The sequence below is a fragment of the Nocardia sp. NPDC058480 genome, from assembly GCF_042720495.1.
Lineage (GTDB): Bacteria > Actinomycetota > Actinomycetes > Mycobacteriales > Mycobacteriaceae > Nocardia.
Map to the genome: position 1 here is coordinate 386,641 of NZ_JBHXMN010000001.1, position 20,882 is coordinate 407,522.

The following is a 20,882-nucleotide window of genomic DNA, read 5'->3' on the forward strand; positions in this document are numbered from 1 at the left end:
ACGTGGCGCGCATGGAGGCGACCACCGAGGTGGTAACCGCAGCCCCCGCGCCGGTGCTGGCAGCGTTCATCGACCGGTACGTGGGCTATCGACTCGCGGGTTTCGAGCCCGGCTTGCACCGAGGCCTCCCATCACGGCACATGACCTTCATCGTCGCCGTCGGCCCGACGATCGATGTCGTCGAGCAGACCGACCCGCACCAAGCCCCCGGCAGCTACCGCTGCGTGCTGAGCGGCCTGCAGGCGAGCCCAGCGATGATCGCGCACACCGGTTTCCAAGAAGGTGTGGCGATCGAGCTGACCCCGCTGGGTTGCCGGGTGCTGTTCGGCATGCCGGCGAGCGAGCTGTGGGATATCTCGATCGAATGTGCCCAAGCGCAAAGAACTCTCGGCGATCAACTCGCCGATGCTGTTCAATCGCACCAGGATTGGCCCCACCGATTCGCCGCGTGCGATCGCGCGCTCACCGCGGCGGCGCGCACCGAGTCCGTCGCCGGACCCGAACTCACCTGGGCGTGGCGCGCTCTCGTCGGCACCGGCGGCACCTGCTCGATCAACCCACTCGCCGATCGGATCGGCTGGACCCGCCAGCACCTGACCCGCAAGTTCACCGCCGAATTCGGCGCGAGCCCGAAACTGGCCGCGCGGATCATCCGGTTCGAGCGGGCCAGGCGCATGCTGAGCAGCACCCCCTCCTATATCTCCATCGCCCAGATCGCGACCGCCTGTGGCTACTACGACCAGGCCCACCTGAACCGCGACTTCGCCGAACTGGCAGGCATCGCTCCCACCGCCTGGCTCGCCGAGGAGATTCCATCCGTCCAAGACCCGAATGCCCTCGAAGCGCGAGGCTGAACACATGGACACTTCAACGGATACCCACACCAGCGTCTGGCCCTGCCTCGCCTTCGACGACGCCCGCGCCATGATCGGATTCCTCACCACCGCCTTCGGTTTCGAAGCAACCGCGGTCTACGCCAGGGAAGACGACGATTCCATCGTCGAACACGGCGAACTGCGCTGGCCGGGCGGCGGCGGCATCATGTTCGGCTCCACCGGCCGCGACGACTCCCCCTTCGGCACCCGCCCGCCGGGCGTCGCCAACCTCTACCTGGTCACCGACCACCCCGACGCGCTCCGTGACCGAGCGAAGGCCGCGGGCGCGACGATCATCCGCGACCTGCGCGACGAGGACTACGGCTCCCGCGGCTTCAGCGCCGCCGACCCGGAAGGCAACCTCTGGAGCTTCGGAACGTACCGGGGCGAATGACCATCTGAACAAAACTTTCATTCTGCGCACGATCGTGTGCGAACCTCTCCGTCGCAGTTCGGCGATCGGCTACGTTGTCGATTGCTTCACCCGAGGCTCTGCGCGTTATACAGGAGAGTTGAGTCAATGGCGACCATCGAATATCTGCGGACCGATCCGGACTTGCCTCCGGTCGGTGTCGTCGATCGCACACCGATCACGCCCGCGAAGAAGGCTGTGTTCGCGGGGATCGCCGTACTCGGCGCCGTCGCGTGGACGATCATCGCGTTCGTGCGCGGCGAGTCCGTGAACGCGGTGTGGATCGTGATCGCGGCGGTCTGTACCTACATCATCGCCTACCGCTTCTACGCGCGGTTCATCGAGTGGAAGATCACCAAGCCACGCGACGACGTGGCCACGCCCGCCGAAATCTATGACAACGGCAAAGATTTCATGCCGATGGACCGGCGGGTGCTCTACGGGCACCACTTCGCCGCCATCGCGGGCGCGGGCCCGCTGGTCGGTCCGGTGCTGGCCGCGCAGATGGGTTATCTGCCCGGCACCATCTGGATCATCGTCGGCGTGGTGTTCGCCGGTGCGGTGCAGGACTACCTGGTGCTGTGGGCCTCGACCCGTCGACGCGGGCGCAGCCTCGGCCAGATGGCGCGTGACGAGCTCGGCGTGGTCGGCGGTGTCGCGGCGATCGTGGCGATTCTGGTGATCATGGCGATCCTGCTCGCGGTGCTCGCGCTGGTCGTGGTGAACGCGCTCGGCGAGAGCCCCTGGGGCGTGTTCTCCATCGCGATGACCATCCCGATCGCGCTGTTCATGGGTGTCTACCTGCGGTATCTGCGACCGGGTGCGGTCGGCGAGGTCTCCGCGATCGGCATCGTGCTGTTGCTGGCCGCGATCATCGGCGGCGGCTGGGTATCCGAAACCGAGTGGGGCGCGGACTGGTTCACGCTCTCCCGGACCACCATCGCGTGGTGCCTGATCGCCTACGGCTTCATCGCCTCGGTGCTGCCGGTGTGGCTGCTGCTCGCCCCGCGCGACTACCTGTCGACGTTCATGAAGGTCGGCACGATCGTGCTGCTCGCGGTCGGCATCCTGATCACGATGCCGGTGCTGAAGGCACCCGCCGTCTCCGAATTCGCCCACACCGGTGCCGGTCCCGCGTTCGCGGGCAGTCTGTTCCCGTTCCTCTTCATCACCATCGCCTGCGGTGCGCTCTCGGGTTTCCACGCACTGGTCTCCTCGGGCACAACGCCGAAACTGCTGGCCAAGGAATCCAATGCCAGGATGATCGGCTACGGCGGCATGCTGATGGAGTCGTTCGTCGCGGTGATGGCGATCATCACCGCCTCGATCATCGACCAGCACCTGTACTTCGGCATGAACGCCTCGGCCGGACTCACCGGTGGCACGGCGGAAGGCGCTGCCAAGTTCACGAACACGCTCGGCCTGTCCGGACCGGCCGCGACGCCGGAATTGTTCTCCACCGCGGCCGCTGATGTGGGCGAGAATTCGATCGTCTCGCGCACCGGTGGCGCACCGACCCTGGCGATCGGCATCTCCGAGGTCTTCTCCGATTTCCTCGGTGGCGCGTCGATGAAAGCGTTCTGGTATCACTTCGCGATCATGTTCGAGGCGCTGTTCATCCTCACCACCATCGACGCGGGCACTCGGGTCGCGCGATTCCTGGTCTCGGACGCGCTGGGCAACTTCGGCGGCGGGTTCAAGAAGTTCCGTGATCCGTCGTGGCGGATCGGTGCCTGGCTGTGCTCGCTGATCGTGGTCGCGGGCTGGGGCGGGGTGCTGCTGATGGGCGTCAACGATCCGTTCGGTGGTATCAACGCGCTGTATCCGCTGTTCGGCATCGCCAACCAGCTGCTCGCCGCGATCGCGCTGACCGTGGTGCTGACGATCATCGTCAAGCGCGGACAGTGGAAGTGGGCGTGGATTCCCGGCATTCCGCTGGCGTGGGATCTGCTGGTCACGATGACCGCGTCCTGGCAGAAGATCTTCTCCGCCGATCCCAAACTCGGTTTCTGGAAGCAGCACAGCATGTGCCAGGCCGCCAAGGACGCGGGCAAGGCCTGCCTGACGGCGAAGACACCGGAGCAGGTCGACATCGCGATCCGCAATACCTTCATCCAGGGCACGCTCTCGATCGTGTTCGCGGTGCTGGTCTTGATCGTCACCGCCGTCGGTGTGCTGGTGTGCGTGAAGGCGATCCGGACGGGCACGGTGTCCAGCACCGAATCCGAGGAGCAGCCGTCGAAGCTCTTCTCCCCCAGCGGTTTTATCGCGACTTCCGCGGAGAAGGACGTGCAGAAGGAATGGGATGTGCTGATCGCCGAGGGCAAGGTGAGTGCGCCGGGATCGGCGCACGTCTCTTGAGCGTGAGTGTGGTCAGGGACGCGGACGGCCGGTTCAGTGGATCGGCCGTCCGCGCTCCGGTGGCAGTGATCGGCCCACTCGGCACCGCCGGTCCCGTCGGTACCCCCCGAGGGCTGTTCCGGCGGGCCTTGGCGGCGGCTCGGGGGGTCGCCCGCTGGTACAGCGCGATCAACGGCGGCCAGGATTACGAGCGCTACGTCGAGCATTTGCGCCGCAATCATCCGGGGGCTCCGGTGCCCTCCGTGCGCGACTACTGGCGCGAACGCTATGCCGAAGCCGAGCGAAATCCGACCAATCGCTGCTGCTGACCCGGGTTCGGCCCCCTAGAGGATCGGTGGCCGATTTCCGCTAGCACCCCGCCGGGATGGGTGCCATTGTGGAACTCGTGACCATCACTGCTTTGGACTTCGAGGGCTGCTACCGGGCGGTCTCCACCCGCGACTCCCGCTTCGACGGGCAGTTCTTCACCGCGGTGCGCACGACCGGCATCTACTGCAGGCCGTCGTGCCCGGCGATCACGCCCAAGCGGGTGAATGTGTCGTTCCTGCCCACCGCGGCGGCCGCGCAGCAGGCCGGTTATCGCGCCTGCCGCCGGTGTCTGCCCGATGCCGCACCCGGTTCACCGCTGTGGAATGTGCGGGCCGATCTGGCCGCGCGGGCCATGCGGTTGATCGGTGACGGGGTGATCGAGCGTGGTGGGGTGCCCGGCCTGGCCGCCACCCTGGGCTATTCGCAGCGTCAGCTCACCCGGGTGCTCACCACCGAACTCGGGGCCGGTCCGCTCGCGCTGGCCAGGGCGCATCGCGCGCATACCGCGCGGCTGCTCATTCAGACCACCGAGATGCCGATGTCGGATATCGCGTTCGCGGCGGGGTTCGCCAGCATTCGGCAGTTCAACGACACCGTGCGCGAGGTATTCGCGGTGAGTCCGACGACGATGCGGACCGAGTTGCGCCGATCCCCGCGCGCCGATGTGGTCGCGCCCGGCACGCCCGGCCTGCTGACCTTGCGATTGCCGTATCGCGAGCCGCTCGATACCGGCTGGCTGAGCTGGTTCCTCTCGGCGCACGCGGTGCCGGGGATGGAGCTGTGGGAGGACGGCGTCTATACGCGCAGCCTGCGAACTCCGCACGGCCACGCGACTATTGGGCTGTCGTTTCAGCCGGGGCATGTGCGGGCCGAGTTGGCGCTGCGGGATATGCGCGACCTGGCGCCGACGGTGGCGCGGGTGCGGCATCTGCTCGATCTGGACGCGGATCCGATGGGGATCGATGGTGCGCTCGGCATCGGGCGGCCGGAGCGCGACCTCGGTTACCGCTCCGTCGACAGTACCGGTCACATCGGCAACGGTTCCGGCGATGCCACACCATATTCGGGCACCGCGGCGGTGGCGAGTACGAGCGCAGGGCTCGGTTTCACACCGGGAATCCGGGTACCTGGATGCCTCGAAGGCTCAGAATTGTTGCTGTGCACCATGATCGGGCAACAGATCTCGGTGCGTGCGGCGGGGACGCATATCGCACGGCTGGTGGATGCGCTCGGTGAGCGGATCGACGGGCCGGTGCCTCGGCTGTTTCCGACTGCCGAGGCGGTCGCCGAGCACGGTGCCGAGGTGTTGACCGGGCCCGCGCGCAGGGTAGCCGCCATCGCGTCCGCGGCACGGGCGATCGCCGACGGCGAGTTGGTCCTGCATTCCGGTCGCATCGCCGATGACCTGCGGCGCGACCTGCTCGCGCTGGACGGGGTCGGGCCGTGGACGGCCGATTACGTCACCATGCGGTCCCTGGCCGATCCCGACATTCTGCTCGCCACCGACCTGGTGGTCCGGCAAGGCGCCGCGCGGGCGGGGATCGACCTCGACAACACCACCCGCTGGGCGCCGTGGCGCTCCTATCTGTCCATGCACTTATGGAAGACCGCGCTCGAACATCGTGGCGCGCTTGTCCGTGAACCTGCTCTCCAGGAAGCGAAACACCATGACTGACACTGCTCTTCGTCGCGCCGATGTAGCCACCGTCCCGACGCCGATCGGCCCGTTCACCACCATCGCCGACAACGACGGCGCCGTGATCGCCTCGGGCTGGACCGGGGACGCGGCCACACTGACCGGCCTCATCCACGCCACATTGCGTCCGACCGAACTGCGGCAACGGGATTCGCTCGGTGCCATCACCCGGGCCGTGATCGACTATCACGCGGGCGACCTCACCGCGATCGACACGATTCCCGTGCGTCAGCAGTCGGGCGAATTTCTGGTCCATGCCTGGGAAGTCCTGCGCAAGGTCCCCGCAGGCGAGCCGGTTACCTATACCGAATTCGCCGGGCTCTCCGGGCGTCCAGCGGCCACGCGGGCCGCGGCCAACGCCTGCGCGCGCAACTCCGCCGCGCTGTTCGTGCCGTGCCATCGCGTGCTGCGGATCGGTGGAGCGCTCGGCGGGTTCCGGTGGGGGCTGGAGGCCAAGGCCTGGTTGCTCGCGCACGAGGGATGAGCGGGCGCCGGGACAGAACAGTCCAGTTATCTCAGATTGGCTCTTCTCTTCAGGTCCAGTAGGCCGGATTCTGGTACCCATGCTCACTCGTCGCCTGCTCGCGCTGTATATCGGTTTGTGGTTGTACGGCACATCGATGGCAGTGATGATCCGGGCGGGGCTCGGGCTCGACCCGTGGGATGTGTTCCATCAGGGGGTCGCCGCGCATGTGCCCTTGAGTTTCGGCGTGGTGACCGCGCTGACGGGAATTGCCGTGCTGCTCGCCTGGATTCCATTACGGCAGCGTCCGGGACTCGGGACCATCAGCAATGTGGTGGTGATCGCGATCGCGGTCGACGCCGGGTTGTGGTTGATCCCGGCCGTGGACGGACTGTGGTTGCGGATACTGGCCATGATCGCCGCGGTGGTGGTGAACGCCGCGGCGACGGTGCTCTATATCGGTGCGGGCATGGGCCCGGGACCGCGCGATGGACTGATGACTGGACTGGTAGCGCGGACCGGCTGGCCGGTCTGGTCTGTTCGGACCGGCATCGAGGTCACGGTGCTGGCCACCGGTTGGTTCCTCGGCGGCAGCGTGGGGATCGGCACCCTGGTCTACGCCTTCGGGATCGGACCGCTGGTCCAGCTGATGATCCCGCTCGTCGACGGCCGACTCCCCGGTTTCGCGCCGATTTCGCGCCAGGAAGCGGTGCTACCCGCGGAACGTCCGCAAGCCCCCACCGCGCCTTGCTGAGCCGTTCCGGGCAGAATACCGGCGAAATCGACAGCCGCCGTCACGATGCGCAGGTCGTCGGCTACGGGTGACTATGCGACCGTGGCCTCGAGATGCGAGCCTGCGCGACCGCGCACGACGTGCAGGCGCGTGGGGATACGCTGGCGCATTTCGTCGACGTGACTGACGACGCCGACCACGCGGCCGTTCGCGCGGAGTTCGTCGAGGACGCCCATGACGGCGTCGAGGGTGTCGGCGTCGAGGCTGCCGAAGCCTTCGTCGATGAACAGGGTGTCCAGGATCAGGCCACCGGATTCGGCGGCCACCACGTCGGCGAGGCCGAGCGCCAATGCCAGTGAGGCCATGAAGGTTTCGCCACCGGACAGGGTTTTCGCGGAGCGGACGACGCCGGTGTAGTCGTCGCGGACGTCGAGGCCGAGGCCGCCGCGTCGGCCCCGTGGGCCCGCCTTGTCCGAGTGGACGAATTCGTAACGGCCACCGGACATTCGGCGTAGACGCAGTGATCCCGCGACCGCGACCTCTTCGAGCCGAGCCGCGAGGACATAGGAGCGCAACGACATTCGTCTGTTGTTCTCGCCCCTGCCCGCGACCACTTCCGCCAATGCCGCCAACTCGTCGAATACACGCTGCTCGGGCGTGATCCGCTCGACCTCACCCCACAGCTGCGTCCCCAACTGCTCGAGCTGGGCGACCCGCTCGGTGGCCGCCGACTGGGCCGCCACCGCAGCGGTGAGCGCACTCTGCGCTTCGGTGAAGCGCTGCTCGAGCACGTTCAGGTCGCCAGGCGTCTGCTCGGCGACAGCCTGGATCCGCGGTTCGGCCAGCACCGTCTCGGCATGTGCGCGAGCCCGGTCCGCGGCGGTGAGTTCGGCTTCGATCTCGGCCTGCTGCCGTGCGGTTCGCGCCACGGCACCGACGAACTGGGCGTAGGCAGTCAGCAGGGCGATGTCATCGCGGCGCGGTGCTGGTTCGACCGCGGGAACCTCATGGACCGAATCCTCATCGACCGGCTCGTCGTCGAGGGAATCTTCATCGAACAGATCGAAAAGGCTCGGCATTTCGGCCTCGCTACGGATCGCTCGAGCTCGGCCCGTCCTCGCTTCTTCGCGGCCCGCACTCGCCTTCTCGTCAGTGCCGAGCTCGTCGCCGGCGGCCGTCTGGACGCCCGACTCCACGACAACACCCGTCTCGGACACAATGCCTGCGGCCGCGCCAGAACCCTCCTCGGCGACGACGCCCACCTCGGCGACAGCACCGGCCTCGGCGACGGTGCCCGCATTCACGACAGCACCCGTCTTGGCAGCGGCATCATCTGCCGCAGTTCGACTTGCGGTACGACTCGTCGATTCGTGTGCCGCTCGCTGCGCACTCTCCTCGTATCCCGCCGGCACGAGACCTGCTGTGCGGGCGAGGTTTTCCACGCGGGTGGCGATGGTGTGGACGGCGTCGCGGGCGGTGGTTTCGTCCATGCGGGCGGTACGGAGGGTGGTGGCGGCGGTGATGAGGGATTCGAGGCGGGTGGTGCGGGCGTCGACGGTGTTATCGGCGCCGGCGGCGGTGCGCAGACGGGCGGTGAGTTCGTCGAGGCGGGTGCGGGTGGTGGCGATGTTGGCGGTGACGGTGCCGAGGCGGGCGTCGAGGTCGCGGGACTGGTCGTGGAGGGCGGCTTCCTCGGTGCGCAGGGCCTCGAGGCGGCTGGTCAGAGCGGGCGTACGTTCGGCCGTTTCGGCGGTGTCGTCGAAGCGGTGGGTGGCGGTGCGGACGGCGTCGGCGAGGGCGACGGGGTCGGCGTCGCCACCGCGCGCGGTCAGCGCCTCGATTTCGCGTTCGATCGCGCTGATGCGTTCGGCGATGCGATCCCGCGCGGCCTCCGCGACCTGTTCGGCCGCCTGCGCGGCGTCCTCGGCGTCCTTGGACACCGCGTCGTCGGTGGGCTGGGCCGGCTCCGGGTGATGAGCGGACCCACAGACGGTGCACGGCGCACCCTCGCTGAGCGCGCCCGCGAGTTCGGCGGCCATGCCCGCGAGGCGGCGGGCGCGCAGGTCGAGGACGCGCTCCCTGGCATCGAGATGAGTGCGCCAGGCCGTGTCGTGTTCACTGCGCGCTGTGTCCAAAGCCGGTCGGCGACGGGCAATCTGGACAGCGGCCGCCGCCGAGTCCTGCCACTTGGCCAATTCGTTACGAACCCCGGGCAATGCGGCGGCCGCGTCGGTGGCCTCACGGAGCTGTTCCTGAACAGAACTGATCGCCGTCGGCAGTTCGACCCGCCGCTGCGCCAACTCCACCGCACGCCGCGTGAGCCGGGCAGATTCGCTCTCGTGAGCGGCGAGATCGTCGGCGAGCCCGCGGGCGATCACCGCGTCCGCGCGCACCTCGCCGAGCACACCGAGCAGCGCGTTCCACTGGCTGATCGCCGCATCGAGATCACCTTGGACATCCACGGTGCCTGACCCCGAATACAGGCGGCGTGCCTCGAGATCATCACCACGATCCGATCCACGGCGAGGTTGTCCGTCGGACGCGGGTTCCCGTCGACCCGCTCGCGTGCCGAGTCCGTCGGCACCGGCCAGCTGGTCTGGCATGCCACGATCCGGTGCCGCGACGCCATCTCGGGCGCCGCCGTTCGGGCCGATCGGCTCGTCCATCACGACGGTCAGCAGGCCCACGCCCGCGATATCGGCTGCCGCCGGGGCACCCAGCCGGTCGGCCAACTCAGTTGCGGCGCCGCGAGCGGCGCCTTCCGAGCGGCGCAGGCCGCGGACCGCGGAGCGCGCTTCGTCGATGGCTCGGACGACAGGTTCAGCCAGGCGGGCCCGGTCGAGTTCGCGTTCGAGTTCGGCGCGGCGAGAAGCGGCGGCGGTGTAGGTGGCCAGTTCGGTGCGGGCCGCGGCCATGCGGTTATGCAGCTCGGCGACGCGGCGTTGCTCTTCGGCTTCGGTGCGGGCTTCGGCCGATTCCTTGTGGCGCAGTTCGGCATTCGTGGTTGCCTCGGCGAGTACGGTGCGTGCGGTCGCCAGCAGTTCCTGGGACCACGTCACCGCGTCGAGGACGCCGACCGATTCCGCGCCGCCGTAGCCTCCGGCCATGCCGACCTTGGTGATCAGGCGGTCGATGCCCTGTTTGCGGGATTCCAGCTCGGCCGCGGCGGCGCGGCGGCGATCGGAGAGCCAGTGCTCGGCCGTGCCGAACCGCTGGGTGTCGAAGAGCTTTTCGAGCAGTTTCTCGCGGTCTTCGTTCTCGGCTCGCAGGAACTTGGCGAAGTCGCCCTGCGGGAGCAGCACCACCTGGAAGAACTGGTCGGCGCTCATGCCGAGCAGGCGCAGGACCTCGTCACCGATATCGGTGATGCGCGAGAGGTTCTCGCCGCTGCCGTCGAGCCAGGTGAGCGTGGCTTGGGGTTGCAGGAGCCTGGTTCCGCTGCCGTTCTTCTTCGGGCGCTCGAATTCGGGCGACCTGGTCAGTCGCAGGAGGCGGCCGCCGAGGGTGGCCTCCAGCACGACGCTCGGTGGTGTCTGCGGATCGGCGTGGTCGGAGTGCAGCCGCTTGCTCTCGCCGCGCGCGCCGGGCACCTTGCCGTAGAGGGCGAAGGCGATAGCGTCGAGGATGGTCGTCTTGCCCGCACCCGTGTGCCCGTGGAGCAGGAACAGCCCGTCGGCGCCGAGCGCGTCGAAATCGACGACGGTGGTCTCGGCGAACGGGCCGAACGCGGTGAGTTCGAGCCGGTGCAGCCTCACGCGACGCCACCGGCCGCGAACACGAGGCTCACGCAGTCAGCTCCGACGCGACCGGCTCGTGGCCGGATTCGGCACGGCACGAATCGTTTTCGCTCACCGCGGCCGCCAGCGCACGCTCCACCCATGCCATCTCCCCCTTGCTCGGTGTGCCACGCACGTCGGTCAGGAAGCTCGCCGCGACCTCCGCGTCGCGACGACCGTGCACCCGCTCGCGGTAGTGCAGCTCCGGATTACCTTCCGGGCGCGCCCATTCCACGTGCACCGCGTGCGGGAACCGCCCGCGCAGCTTACGCATCGGGTCCACCGGGCGGGTGGTGTCGGTGAGCGTGGCCGACACGTAATGCTCTTCGGCCGCGGCGAATTCGGCGTCGGTGAGCAGGGATTCGATGGTGCCGGTGAGCCTGCTGAGCCCGCGTACCAGCGGCAGATCGTGGCGATGCACCGCGGCGAGCCCCCCGGCGTCGAGGTCGACGATCCACACCGCCTTGCGATGGGAACTCTCACCGAACGAATACGGCAGCGGAGATCCGCTGTAGCGCACCGACTCCGACAGCGTCTGCGGTGAATGCAGGTGCCCCAGCGCCACATAGTCGATGCCGTCGAAGGCCGACATCGACACCGTCTCCACACCGCCCACCGAGATGGACCGTTCCGAACCCGTCGCCTCCCCGCCGATCACGAACGCGTGCGCGAGCACCACCGTGCGCGGGCCGGACCTGGCGGCGATATCGGCACGAATCCGCGCCATCGCGGCATCGAGGATCTCCGCGTGCGAATGCGCCTGTGGCACACCCAGTTCGGCGCGGGTGATCTCCGGCTCCAGATACGGGATGCCGTAGAACGCCACCGCACCGTCACCATCGGCGAGCACGATCGGCCGGTGCGCGTCGGCGACTCTCGTGCACAGGTGCAAGCCACCGGCGGCGGCGAAGCTGGCACCCGCGCCGAGCCGGGCAGGCGAATCGTGATTGCCCGAGGTGGCGATGATCGTCGCCCCCGCTGCCCGGATCGCCTCGAATCCACGATTGCAGACCCCGATGGCATCGGCATTGGGGATCGAGCGGTCATAGATATCGCCGGGCACCACCACCACGTCGACCGATTCGGCCGCGACCAGCTCCGCGACGGCCGCCAGCACCCGCGCCTGATCGGCCAGCAGGTCGACACCGTGAAAGGTGCGCCCGATGTGCCAGTCGGAGGTGTGCAGGATCCGCATGTCGCGAACCGTAGGGCACACCCCCGACAGAATTCAATCGACCCACCACACGCGTGTAATTCACCGGCGTGGCGCCCAGCATGGCGCACGATGTCCGGCCCGCCGCGACCATGCCCGGTTTGCCGGGGAATTGCGAACTTGTCGGTGGCCTCGGGCAGTATCGCCTCTCATGACCGCTTCGATGCTCGTCGCGCTCGTCTTCGTTTTCGCCGCAGGCTTCGGTCTCGGCTGGTTGGGGCATTCCGCCCGTGGTGGGCAACGCGCCGCCACCGCGGAGGCCAGGCTCGCCGCGTCCGGGGACAATCAACGGTTGCTGCAGCAGTCGCTGCACTCGGCCAATGAGGACGCGGCGCGCAGGCATTCGGCCGCGATCGGCGCGATGGTCGATCCGCTCCGCGACGCGGTCGGCGCGCTGGAACAGCAGATCCGACAGGTCGAGCACCATCGGATCGACGCCTATTCGGGCTTGCGCGAGCAGGTCGCGGGCATGCAACGCACCTCGCATCGGCTCTCCGATCAGACCGGTCAGCTGGTCGCCGCGTTGCGTGCGCCGCAGGTGCGCGGACGGTGGGGCGAGATCCAGCTGGAACGGGTCGTCGAACTGGCCGGGATGACCAGGCACTGCGATTTCGACACCCAGGTGAGCCGGCCCGGCGGCGACGATCGAGGCTCGGTTCGGCCCGACATGGTGGTGCGGCTGGCCGGTGGCAGGCACATCGTTGTCGACGCGAAGGTGCCGTTCTCGGCGTATCTGGACGCGGCGACCACCGACGATCCCAGCGCACGCACCCAATTCCTGGCCCGCCACGCCAAGCACCTGCGTGCCCACGTCGACCAACTGGCCGACAAGGCCTACTGGGCTGCCTTCGATCCGGCACCGGAGTTCGTCGTGCTGTTCGTACCGGGCGACCCGTTCCTCGACGCCGCGCTCACCACCGATGCTGATCTCTTGGAGTACGCGTTCGGCCGGAACGTGATTCTGGCAACCCCCACTACCTTGATCGCGCTGCTCCGCACGGTGGCGTTCAGCTGGCGGCAAGAAGCGCTCTCGCGCGATATGGCAACGGTGCAGCAACTGGGTAAGGAGCTCTACACCCGGGTGGGCAAGGTCGCCGAGCATCTGGACAATCTTGGCGTGAATCTCGGTAAGGCCGTAGCGGCTTTCAACGCGACAGTGGGCTCGGTGGAGTCGCGGGTAATGGTCACCGCGCGCCGGATGCACGATCTCGGCGTCGGCGATCAGGAGCTCCCGGCAATCCGGCTGACCGAGACCCGACCACGCGTCGTCGCGTTCGCCGACGCCGAGGATCGTGTCTGAGATCCCCGTGCCGTAGCGCCTACGGGGCCGATATGCAGTTAGTGTCATAGTGTGGCTGCTTCCCAACGTGCGCGACCCCGGGTGCCCGCGCCGCAACGTTCGATCGTGCCCTCGGTACCCGGCATCCCCGCCTGGGCCGCGATTCTGCTCGCCGCGGGTGCGACGGGTCTCGGGTTCCTGATCGACGGACTCGGCGGCGAAACCTATCCGACCGGCACGTTCTCGGCGCTGTATGTGCTCGGCTGCGTGCTCGCCGTGTGCGCGGTGCGCTTCCGCGGTCTCTTCTCCACCATGGTGATGCCGCCGCTGCTGCTGTTCGTCGCAGTGCCGGTGGCCTGCCAGATGCTGGGTGGGCGTGCCACCACCTCGATCAAAGACGTTCTGATGAACCTGGTCATCCCGCTGGTGGAGCGCTTCCCGACGATGGCACTGGCGACCGTGCTGGTACTGGCCATCGGTGGAGCCCGGATCGCGATCGCCAAGCGCGCGCCCCAGACCGCTCGCCCCACGCCGGACCGCCGGACCGCACGCACCCCGGTCAAGCGCCGCCGACCCGAGCCGACCCCCGACCTCGCCACCGCCGCGCGCAAGCGGCCCCGCCGCGCCACCGCCGTCCTGGACGACCCCGATCCCGACACCGAGGTCGATATGGCGAGCCCGGCCCGCCGACCCGCCAGGCCCACCGAACCGAAACGCGCTCCCGCCGCTGCCAGACAACGCGAGCCCCGTGCCGCCCGCGGCGGTGAAGCCCGCCCCACGCGCGCTGCCACCGCGCCGCGCGAAGCCGAGCCTGCCCGCGTCCCACGCCGCCGCGGCGAAGCACCCCCGCACCCACAACCGAACGTGCGCTACCGCGACCGCGCCGACTCCACCCGAACCGAACGCCGCCGCCCGGACAACGGGTAAGAAACGAACGAAGATCCCCGCCTAGACGGCGGGGATCTTCTTCTTTGTGCGCCCACTGATCTCGCACGAACATGGGTAACTCACCGGGTACGGGCTAGCTGAGCCACCAGCACTGTCTGGCCGCCAACGCGAATCTCCCCGCACCCCAGATCTGGCTTGAAGTCACGGGGAGGCGGGGGAGCGGGAAGGCCGTAGTTCGCGTGGCAACGAGAAGACCAGCGTCTCGTTGGCCGTGGTCACCGGCTGTACCTCGCCGAAGCCGTGCTCGGCCAGCAGGTCGAGCACCCCGGTCACCAGGATCTCCGGCACCGAGGCGCCGGAAGTGATGCCGACGGTCTGCACACCCTCGAGCCAGGCCAGGTCGACTTCGCGCGCGTAGTCGACCAGATAGGACGCCTTCGCACCCGCGCCGAGCGCCACTTCGACCAATCGCACCGAGTTCGACGAGTTGCGCGAACCGACCACGATCACCAGATCGCATTCGGGCGCCATCGCCTTGACCGCGGTCTGGCGGTTGGAGGTGGCGTAGCAGATGTCGTCGCTCGGCGGGTCCTGCAGCGTCGGGAAACGTTCGCGCAGCCGCTCGACGGTCTCCATGGTCTCGTCGACCGAGAGCGTGGTCTGCGACAGCCAGATCACCTTCGACGGGTCGCGCACGGTCACCTTGTCCACCGAGTCGGGCCCGTCCACCAGCTGCACGTGCTGGGGTGCCTCACCGGCGGTGCCTTCGACTTCCTCGTGGCCTTCGTGGCCGATCAGCAGGATGTCGAAGTCGTCGCGGGCGAAACGCTTGGCTTCCTGGTGCACCTTGGTGACCAGCGGGCAGGTGGCGTCGATGGTGCGCAGGTTCCGTTCGGCGGCGGTCTCGTGCACGATCGGCGCGACACCGTGCGCGGAGAACACGACCAGCGCGCCTTCTGGCACCTCGTCGGTCTCGTCGACGAAGATCACGCCCTGCTCGCGTAGCGTTTCCACCACGTGGCGGTTGTGCACGATCTCCTTGCGCACATAGATCGGGGCGCCGTGTTTCTCGAGCGCCTTCTCCACGGTCTCGACGGCGCGGTCGACGCCTGCGCAGTAGCCGCGCGGCTCGGCCAGCAGCACGCGCTTGCCACCGGCAGCGTTCGCGCCCGCGGAGCGCGTGATACCGACGTTCAAGGGGATTGCCGAGGTCATATTCCACAGCTTACGTGCGTGCGACGGGCCCGATCAGGTCGGATCAAGGGGCGAAAGTCACATAACAGGGGTGTGGACCTTTGCATCACACCCGGTTTGCGGCAGGCTGGGGGCATGTTTCGACCTCCGTTCCTGGCCAGGGTGGCCGCCGGCGCCGCCGTGTATGCCTTAGAAGAGACCCGGCGACTGCCCGTCGCCGCGGTCAATTTCCCGATCACCGCGCTCAGCCGTGTGCTGCAGACCACCATGCATGTGCAGCAGTTCGTGACCAGCCTCGCGCTCAAGGGTGACGGTGTGTTCGAGCGGCTCGGTTCGGCTCCGGCCGAGCAGCCCGAGTGGGCCACTTTCGACGAGGACATCGAGCCCGCGCCTGCCACCAACGGCCACACCAGCCGCTTCGATCTGTTCGAGGAGGCCGACGCCACGCCGACCAACGGCAAGGTCGTGCCCGCGTCACTGCTGCTGCTCGAGACCGAGCAAGAGGTCATCGAGCCCGCCGAGGAGCCCGCCGCGGCGGAGGTCGTCGCCCCCGAGGTCGCGATCCGCTACGACTACCCCGCGATGACGCTGGCCCAGCTGCGCGCCCGGCTGCGGATGCTGACCGTCGAGGAGCTGGCCCAGCTGCTGGCCTTCGAACAGCAGACCCGCGCCCGCGCTCCCTTCGTCACGATGCTCACCAACCGCATCGCCACCGTCCAGGCGCAGTAAAGCAGAAGTCCAGGCGGCCGTATCCCCTCCAGGGATGCGGTCGCCTTTCGGTTGCAGTGCATCGCGTAGAACTGACCTATGACTCAGGACGGCGTCGCGCAGACCGGCGCTCCGGCGAATTCGGCGGAGCAGCCGTATCCGGTGCGTTCGGTCGCGGTGAAGGTCGCCCAGTGGATCGAGCGGCTCGGCAGCATCTGGGTGGAGGGGCAGGTCACCCAGATCAATCTGCGCCCAGGCACCCGCACCGCGTTCCTGGTGTTGCGCGATGCCTCGGTGGACATGTCGCTGTCGCTGACCTGCGATCCCGAGCTGTTGCGCAGGCTGCCGGTGCCGTTGACCGAGGGCAGCCGCGTGGTCGTCTACGGCAAACTGCACTTCTTCACCGGCCGCGGCACCGTCTCGTTGCGGGTCACCGAGATTCGCGCGGTCGGCATCGGTGAGCTGCTGGCGCGGATCGAACGATTGAAAGCCCTATTGACGGCCGAGGGGCTGTTCGATGCCCGGCTCAAGCGGCCGTTGCCGTTCCTGCCCGCGACGGTCGGGCTGATCACCGGGCGGGCGAGCGCGGCCGAACGTGACGTCGTATCCGTGGCCCAGAACCGTTGGCCCGCAGTACGTTTCGTCATCCGCAATACCGCGGTACAGGGCCCGACCGCGGTCCCGCAGATGCTCGAAGCCCTGGCCGAACTGGATCGCGACCCCGACGTCGAGGTGATCGTGCTGGCACGCGGCGGTGGCAGCGTCGAAGATCTGCTCGCTTTCTCCGACGAGGCGCTGTGCCGGGCGGTCGCCGCCGCCCGCACCCCGGTCGTCAGCGCCATCGGCCACGAACCCGACAACCCCCTGCTCGACCTGGTCGCCGACCTGCGCGCGGCCACCCCCACCGACGCCGCCAAACGCATCGTCCCCGACGCCGCCGCCGAACTCGCCGGGGTTCGCGAGATGCGCGCACGCTCGGCGGCCGCGTTGCGCGGCTGGGTCCAGCGCGAGGCGCACACCATCACACAGTTGCGATCGCGCCCCGTCCTCGCCGATCCGCTGCGCGAACTGACCCACCGCCATGACGAGCTGGAACGACTGCGCACCGCCGCGCGACGCAATGTCGAACAGCTACTGCGCGGCGAGTCGACGACCACCCTGCACCTGCGCGAGAAGCTCACCGCGGTGGGTCCGGCCGCCACGCTGGCTCGTGGCTACGCTGTCGTGCAGCGCGTCGCCGGTCCCGAACGGCATGTCGTTCGTTCGATCGATGACTCCCCCGCGGGCAGCCAGCTGCGCATCAGGGTCGCCGACGGAGCCGTCACCGCCGCGGCACTCGGCACCAAGCGACTGACGCCAGAGACCACCGACGAGAAGAGGAAGTGACCGTGGCCGACGCCGGTTCCGAGAACACCGCTGCCGACACCCTGGCCGAGATCGCGACCTTCGGCTACGAACGCGCCCGCGACGAACTCATCAACGTGGTGAAGATGCTCGAACAGGGCGGCCTCGACCTCGACGACTCGCTGGTGCTGTGGGAACGCGGCGAAGCCCTGGCCACCCGCTGCGAACAGCATCTCGCCGGCGCCCGCCGTCGCGTGGAGGACGCACTGTCCCGCGCGGATCTGGACACCTCCGACTGAGCTCGCGTCCGACATTCCACTTTTACCGCCGCGAAACACCGGCCGGGCACGCTGGTCCTCGGTCGGTCCGACGATGGATCGCCCGTCCGGGCAGCGCGCGGAGGAGTTCGAACCATGACGGAGTACGGCCGATGTCACCCACTGATTCCCTGACGAGCCTGCGCGTCGATCTGGGTCCCATCGCCTATTCCACCGATACCCGCAAGCTCCGTACCAAGAGCCGCGACCGGTTCGCCCAGAGCCCGGTCCTGCGAGACCTGTTGCGCGGGCGCAATGCCGAGATCTTCATCGCGCCCCGCGACAAGGACGAGTTGCGCACCGCGGTGGCCGCTTGCGCCCGCCATCGCATCCCGATCACGGTGCGCGGTGCGGGTTCCGGACAGTTCGGTCAAGGCGTGCCGCTGCGCGGTGGCGCGGTCATCGACGTCACCGCCATCGCCGGCGTCATCAACTGGCACGGTGAACCAGGCAGGCGCCTGCCGACCACGGTGCGCGCGCTCACCGGGACTGTCGTCGCCGATATCGACGCCGCGATCCGCCCGTCCGGCTGGGAGCTGCGGATGCACCCATCGACCGCGCACCAAGCCACTGTCGGCGGTTACATCGCGGGCGGGCACGCGGGAATCGGCAGCTGCCGATGGGGCATCCTGCGCGACCCCGGCAACATCACCGCGCTGGAGGTGATGACGGTGGAAGAACGCCCGCGGTTGATCGAGCTGCGTGGGCGCGATGTGAACACCGTGCACCATGCCTACGGCGCCAACGGCATCATCACCGAGGTCGAACTGCCGGTCGCTCCGGCCTGGGAGTGGCACGAACTGGTCATCGCGTTCCCAGATTTCGAGCAGGCGTCCCGCTTCTCGGTCGACATCTGCTGTAGCGACGGCATCCTCACCAAAGTCGTGTCACCGCACGCACATCCACTGCCGCGGTACTTTCCCGAGCTGGCCGGATTGATCCCCGACGGCGAGTCGATGGTGCTTGTGATGGCCGCGGTCCAGTCGGTGCCGAATGTGGAGGATCTGGTGCACGCCAACGGCGGCCGGATCCGCTACCGCTGCCTGGAGGGCAAGGGCGCCTACGGTGCGCCACTGTACGAGTTCACCTGGGGCCATTCGATGCTGCGCTACCAGCGCCACAACGACAAGCTCACCGGGTTGATGGCACTGTTCCCGCAGGAGAATCTGTACGAGTCGATGGTCGCCGTCCACCGCGATTTCGCCGAGCTGGGCCCGCTGCACGTGGAAATGAAGCGGATCGACGGCGGCCTGTCCTGCCAGGGCTCACCGGTCTTCGAGTTCGAGAGCCAGCAGCGATTGGCCGCGATCACCGAGCGTTTGCAGCAGGCGGGGTTGTTCATCGCGAACTCCCACACCCCCGTACTCGGCGCGGGCGGCATGAAGCCATGGGGACCGAGAGAGGCAGCCGTCAAACGCGAATTCGACCCCTATGGCCTGCTAGCCCAGGGCAAAGCCGACGACGCCGTGGTCGAGGACACCATCGCGGTGTCGACCGCGCTACCCAACAGCGGCTGGTCCTACCGACTGAGCACGTAAGCGCGGTCGGCTCACTTGGCCAGTGGCTGGGCGGTGGTGATGGCCTGCGCCAGCGTGGTGAACGCGGCTTCATTGCCCGCGCCGGTGATCAAGATCCGCACGCCGCCGAGGTCGGCGATCCAGCCGGTTTCTTCGGTCGGTTCGGAGTAGACCACCCACGTCTGCCCGGCCACGTCCTGCGTCCCGGTCGGATAGCGCGAGCCGAGCGCCTGCCGTGACAAGGCTTCCTCGGTGGCGTCGGTCTGCGAGTACCGCATATAGGTGCCCTGCGGGGTGATGTAGCCGACCGTGCTCACCGCGCCGCCGCCGGCGGTGGCGATGGTGTCGCGGCTGCCCGAGTTCGACGTCCAGCCCTGCGGCAACGCCGGCTTGCGGATCGGGAACGACAGCGTCTTCGCGTCGGATGTCAGCGCGGCGTCGGCATCGAAGAAGGGGATCTGCCCCTGCGTCGGGCCGTTCGTCGCCACCGTGCACTGGCTCGCCACGCCCGCCAGCACGACCGCGGCCAGCACCAACGGGATCAACGACCAGAACAGATCGCGGTAGTCGTTGAAAATGCGGTGCTTCTTCTGGGACACGGCTACCAGTATCCACTCGAGCCCTGACCAGGCCGCCCAGGGGGCATCGCAGGAGGTCGTGCACGAGCGTGCCGTTTCGAAATGCGACAATGCCCCCGTAACACCAACGCCAAGGAGGCACTCCGCAATGACGGCATCTTCGCCCGCCCCCAGCCGCCGCGAGGCACCTGATCGCAACCTCGCGCTCGAGCTGGTCCGCGTCACCGAGGCAGGCGCGATGGCGAGTGGCCGTTGGGTCGGCCGTGGCGACAAGGAAGGTGGCGACGGCGCGGCCGTCGACGCCATGCGTCAACTCGTCAGCTCGGTGTCCATGAAGGGCATCGTCGTGATCGGCGAAGGCGAGAAAGACGAAGCGCCGATGCTCTACAACGGTGAGCTCGTCGGCGACGGCACCGGCCCCGAGGTCGACTTCGCCGTCGACCCGGTCGACGGCACCACCCTGATGTCGAAGGGCTCCCCCGGCGCCATCTCGGTGCTCGCGGTCGCCGAGCGCGGCGCCATGTTCGACCCGTCCGCGGTGTTCTACATGCACAAGATCGCCGTCGGCCCCGACGCCGCGGGCTCGATCGACATCACCGCCCCGATCGGCGAGAACATCCGCCGCGTGGCCAAGGCCAAGCGACTGTCGGTCTCCGATCTGACCGTCTGCATCCTGGACCGCCCCCGCCACGCGGAGCTCATCCAGCAGACCCGCGACGCGGGCGCCCGCATCCGCCTCATCTCCGACGGTGACGTCGCGGGCGCGATCGCCGCCGCGCGTCCCGAGTCCGGCGTCGACATCCTGGTCGGCATCGGCGGTACCCCCGAGGGCATCATCGCCGCTGCCGCGCTGCGCTGTCTCGGCGGCGAACTGCAGGGCATGCTCGCCCCCAAGGACGACGACGAGCGCCAGAAGGCGATCGACGCGGGCCACGATCTGGACCGCGTGCTCTCGACCACCGACCTGGTCTCCGGTGACAACGTCTTCTTCTGCGCCACCGGCGTCACCGACGGCGATCTGCTGCGCGGCGTGCGCTACTACCCGGGCGGCGCCTCGACCCAGTCGATCGTGATGCGTTCCAAGTCGGGCACCGTCCGCATGATCGACGCCTACCACCGCCTGACGAAGCTGCGCGAGTACTCCTCGGTCGACTTCGACGGCGACGACAGCGCGAACCCGCCGCTGCCGTGATGTGACATCGGATGCCCCCTCGAGCTG

18 protein-coding genes are annotated in these 20,882 nt (G+C 68.3%); 14 read left to right on the top strand and 4 right to left on the bottom strand.

From position 1 onward, the window contains the following. Positions 1-11 precede the first annotated feature (11 nt). The 7 genes from ACFWO8_RS01805 to ACFWO8_RS01835 all read left to right on the top strand — a co-directional run bounded on the left by ACFWO8_RS01805 (position 12) and on the right by ACFWO8_RS01835 (position 6,870). Complete coding sequence (locus ACFWO8_RS01805; protein WP_378940595.1) at positions 12-854, top strand: helix-turn-helix domain-containing protein; 843 nt, start codon at positions 12-14, stop codon at positions 852-854. 4 nt (positions 855-858) lie between these two features. Continuing rightward, positions 859-1,269: a VOC family protein gene (locus ACFWO8_RS01810; protein WP_378940596.1), complete on the top strand. Its 411-nt coding sequence runs from the start codon at positions 859-861 to the stop codon at positions 1,267-1,269. Positions 1,270-1,395: 126 nt separating this feature from the next. After that, a complete protein-coding gene (locus ACFWO8_RS01815) occupies positions 1,396-3,648 on the top strand; it encodes a carbon starvation CstA family protein (protein ID WP_378940597.1) in 2,253 nt (750 codons plus the stop codon). A 128-nt stretch (positions 3,649-3,776) separates the two neighbouring features. After that, positions 3,777-3,956: a YbdD/YjiX family protein gene (locus ACFWO8_RS01820; RefSeq protein ID WP_378943066.1), complete on the top strand. Its 180-nt coding sequence runs from the start codon at positions 3,777-3,779 to the stop codon at positions 3,954-3,956. 56 nt (positions 3,957-4,012) lie between these two features. Beyond that, positions 4,013-5,632 (top strand): DNA-3-methyladenine glycosylase 2 family protein, encoded by a 1,620-nt coding sequence (locus tag ACFWO8_RS01825; protein ID WP_378940598.1) that lies wholly within the window; start codon positions 4,013-4,015, stop codon positions 5,630-5,632. Then, positions 5,625-6,137, top strand: coding sequence for a methylated-DNA--[protein]-cysteine S-methyltransferase (locus ACFWO8_RS01830; protein WP_378940599.1), 513 nt, complete (start codon positions 5,625-5,627; stop codon positions 6,135-6,137). Before ACFWO8_RS01825 ends, ACFWO8_RS01830 begins: the two co-directional genes overlap by 8 nt. A 79-nt stretch (positions 6,138-6,216) precedes the next feature. Then, entirely contained in the window at positions 6,217-6,870 is a 654-nt protein-coding gene (locus ACFWO8_RS01835) for a YitT family protein (RefSeq protein ID WP_378940600.1), read from the top strand. Between the two features lie 71 nt (positions 6,871-6,941). Here the strand turns inward: ACFWO8_RS01835 and ACFWO8_RS01840 are convergent, their stop codons facing one another. Together ACFWO8_RS01840 and ACFWO8_RS01845 are read right to left on the bottom strand one after the other, a co-directional pair. Beyond that, positions 6,942-10,604, bottom strand: a complete 3,663-nt coding sequence (locus ACFWO8_RS01840) for an AAA family ATPase (protein ID WP_378940601.1) — start codon at positions 10,602-10,604, stop codon at positions 6,942-6,944. 28 nt (positions 10,605-10,632) lie between these two features. Then, positions 10,633-11,820, bottom strand: coding sequence for an exonuclease SbcCD subunit D (locus ACFWO8_RS01845; protein WP_378940602.1), 1,188 nt, complete (start codon positions 11,818-11,820; stop codon positions 10,633-10,635). A gap of 169 nt (positions 11,821-11,989) precedes the next feature. Here ACFWO8_RS01845 and ACFWO8_RS01850 point away from each other — a divergent pair, with 169 nt between their 5' ends. Continuing rightward, positions 11,990-13,138, top strand: a complete 1,149-nt coding sequence (locus ACFWO8_RS01850) for a DNA recombination protein RmuC (RefSeq protein ID WP_378940603.1) — start codon at positions 11,990-11,992, stop codon at positions 13,136-13,138. A gap of 51 nt (positions 13,139-13,189) precedes the next feature. Then, entirely contained in the window at positions 13,190-14,044 is an 855-nt protein-coding gene (locus tag ACFWO8_RS01855) for a DUF6542 domain-containing protein (RefSeq protein WP_378940604.1), read from the top strand. Between the two features lie 162 nt (positions 14,045-14,206). Here the strand turns inward: ACFWO8_RS01855 and ACFWO8_RS01860 are convergent, their stop codons facing one another. Then, complete coding sequence (locus ACFWO8_RS01860) at positions 14,207-15,220, bottom strand: 4-hydroxy-3-methylbut-2-enyl diphosphate reductase (protein WP_378940605.1); 1,014 nt, start codon at positions 15,218-15,220, stop codon at positions 14,207-14,209. A gap of 114 nt (positions 15,221-15,334) precedes the next feature. Here ACFWO8_RS01860 and ACFWO8_RS01865 point away from each other — a divergent pair, with 114 nt between their 5' ends. From ACFWO8_RS01865 to ACFWO8_RS01880, 4 genes are all read left to right on the top strand, one after another. Beyond that, positions 15,335-15,928, top strand: a complete 594-nt coding sequence (locus tag ACFWO8_RS01865) for a lipid droplet-associated protein (RefSeq protein ID WP_378940606.1) — start codon at positions 15,335-15,337, stop codon at positions 15,926-15,928. A gap of 78 nt (positions 15,929-16,006) precedes the next feature. Continuing rightward, positions 16,007-17,293: an exodeoxyribonuclease VII large subunit gene (xseA, locus tag ACFWO8_RS01870; protein ID WP_378940607.1), complete on the top strand. Its 1,287-nt coding sequence runs from the start codon at positions 16,007-16,009 to the stop codon at positions 17,291-17,293. Continuing rightward, on the top strand, positions 17,290-17,550 hold the full coding sequence (locus ACFWO8_RS01875; protein WP_378940608.1) for an exodeoxyribonuclease VII small subunit: 261 nt from the start codon (positions 17,290-17,292) through the stop codon (positions 17,548-17,550). Before xseA ends, ACFWO8_RS01875 begins: the two co-directional genes overlap by 4 nt. Before the next feature lie 131 nt (positions 17,551-17,681). Next, positions 17,682-19,106 carry an FAD-binding oxidoreductase gene (locus tag ACFWO8_RS01880; protein WP_378940609.1) on the top strand — a complete coding sequence of 475 codons (1,425 nt, stop codon included), beginning with the start codon at positions 17,682-17,684 and terminating at the stop codon, positions 19,104-19,106. Positions 19,107-19,117: 11 nt separating this feature from the next. On the opposite strand, the gene ACFWO8_RS01885 is transcribed toward ACFWO8_RS01880, so the two are convergent. After that, entirely contained in the window at positions 19,118-19,684 is a 567-nt protein-coding gene (locus tag ACFWO8_RS01885) for a DUF4245 domain-containing protein (protein ID WP_378940610.1), read from the bottom strand. Positions 19,685-19,811: 127 nt separating this feature from the next. Here ACFWO8_RS01885 and glpX point away from each other — a divergent pair, with 127 nt between their 5' ends. Continuing rightward, positions 19,812-20,855 (top strand): class II fructose-bisphosphatase, encoded by a 1,044-nt coding sequence (gene glpX, locus ACFWO8_RS01890; RefSeq protein WP_378940611.1) that lies wholly within the window; start codon positions 19,812-19,814, stop codon positions 20,853-20,855. The last annotated feature ends 27 nt before the right edge of the window (positions 20,856-20,882 follow it).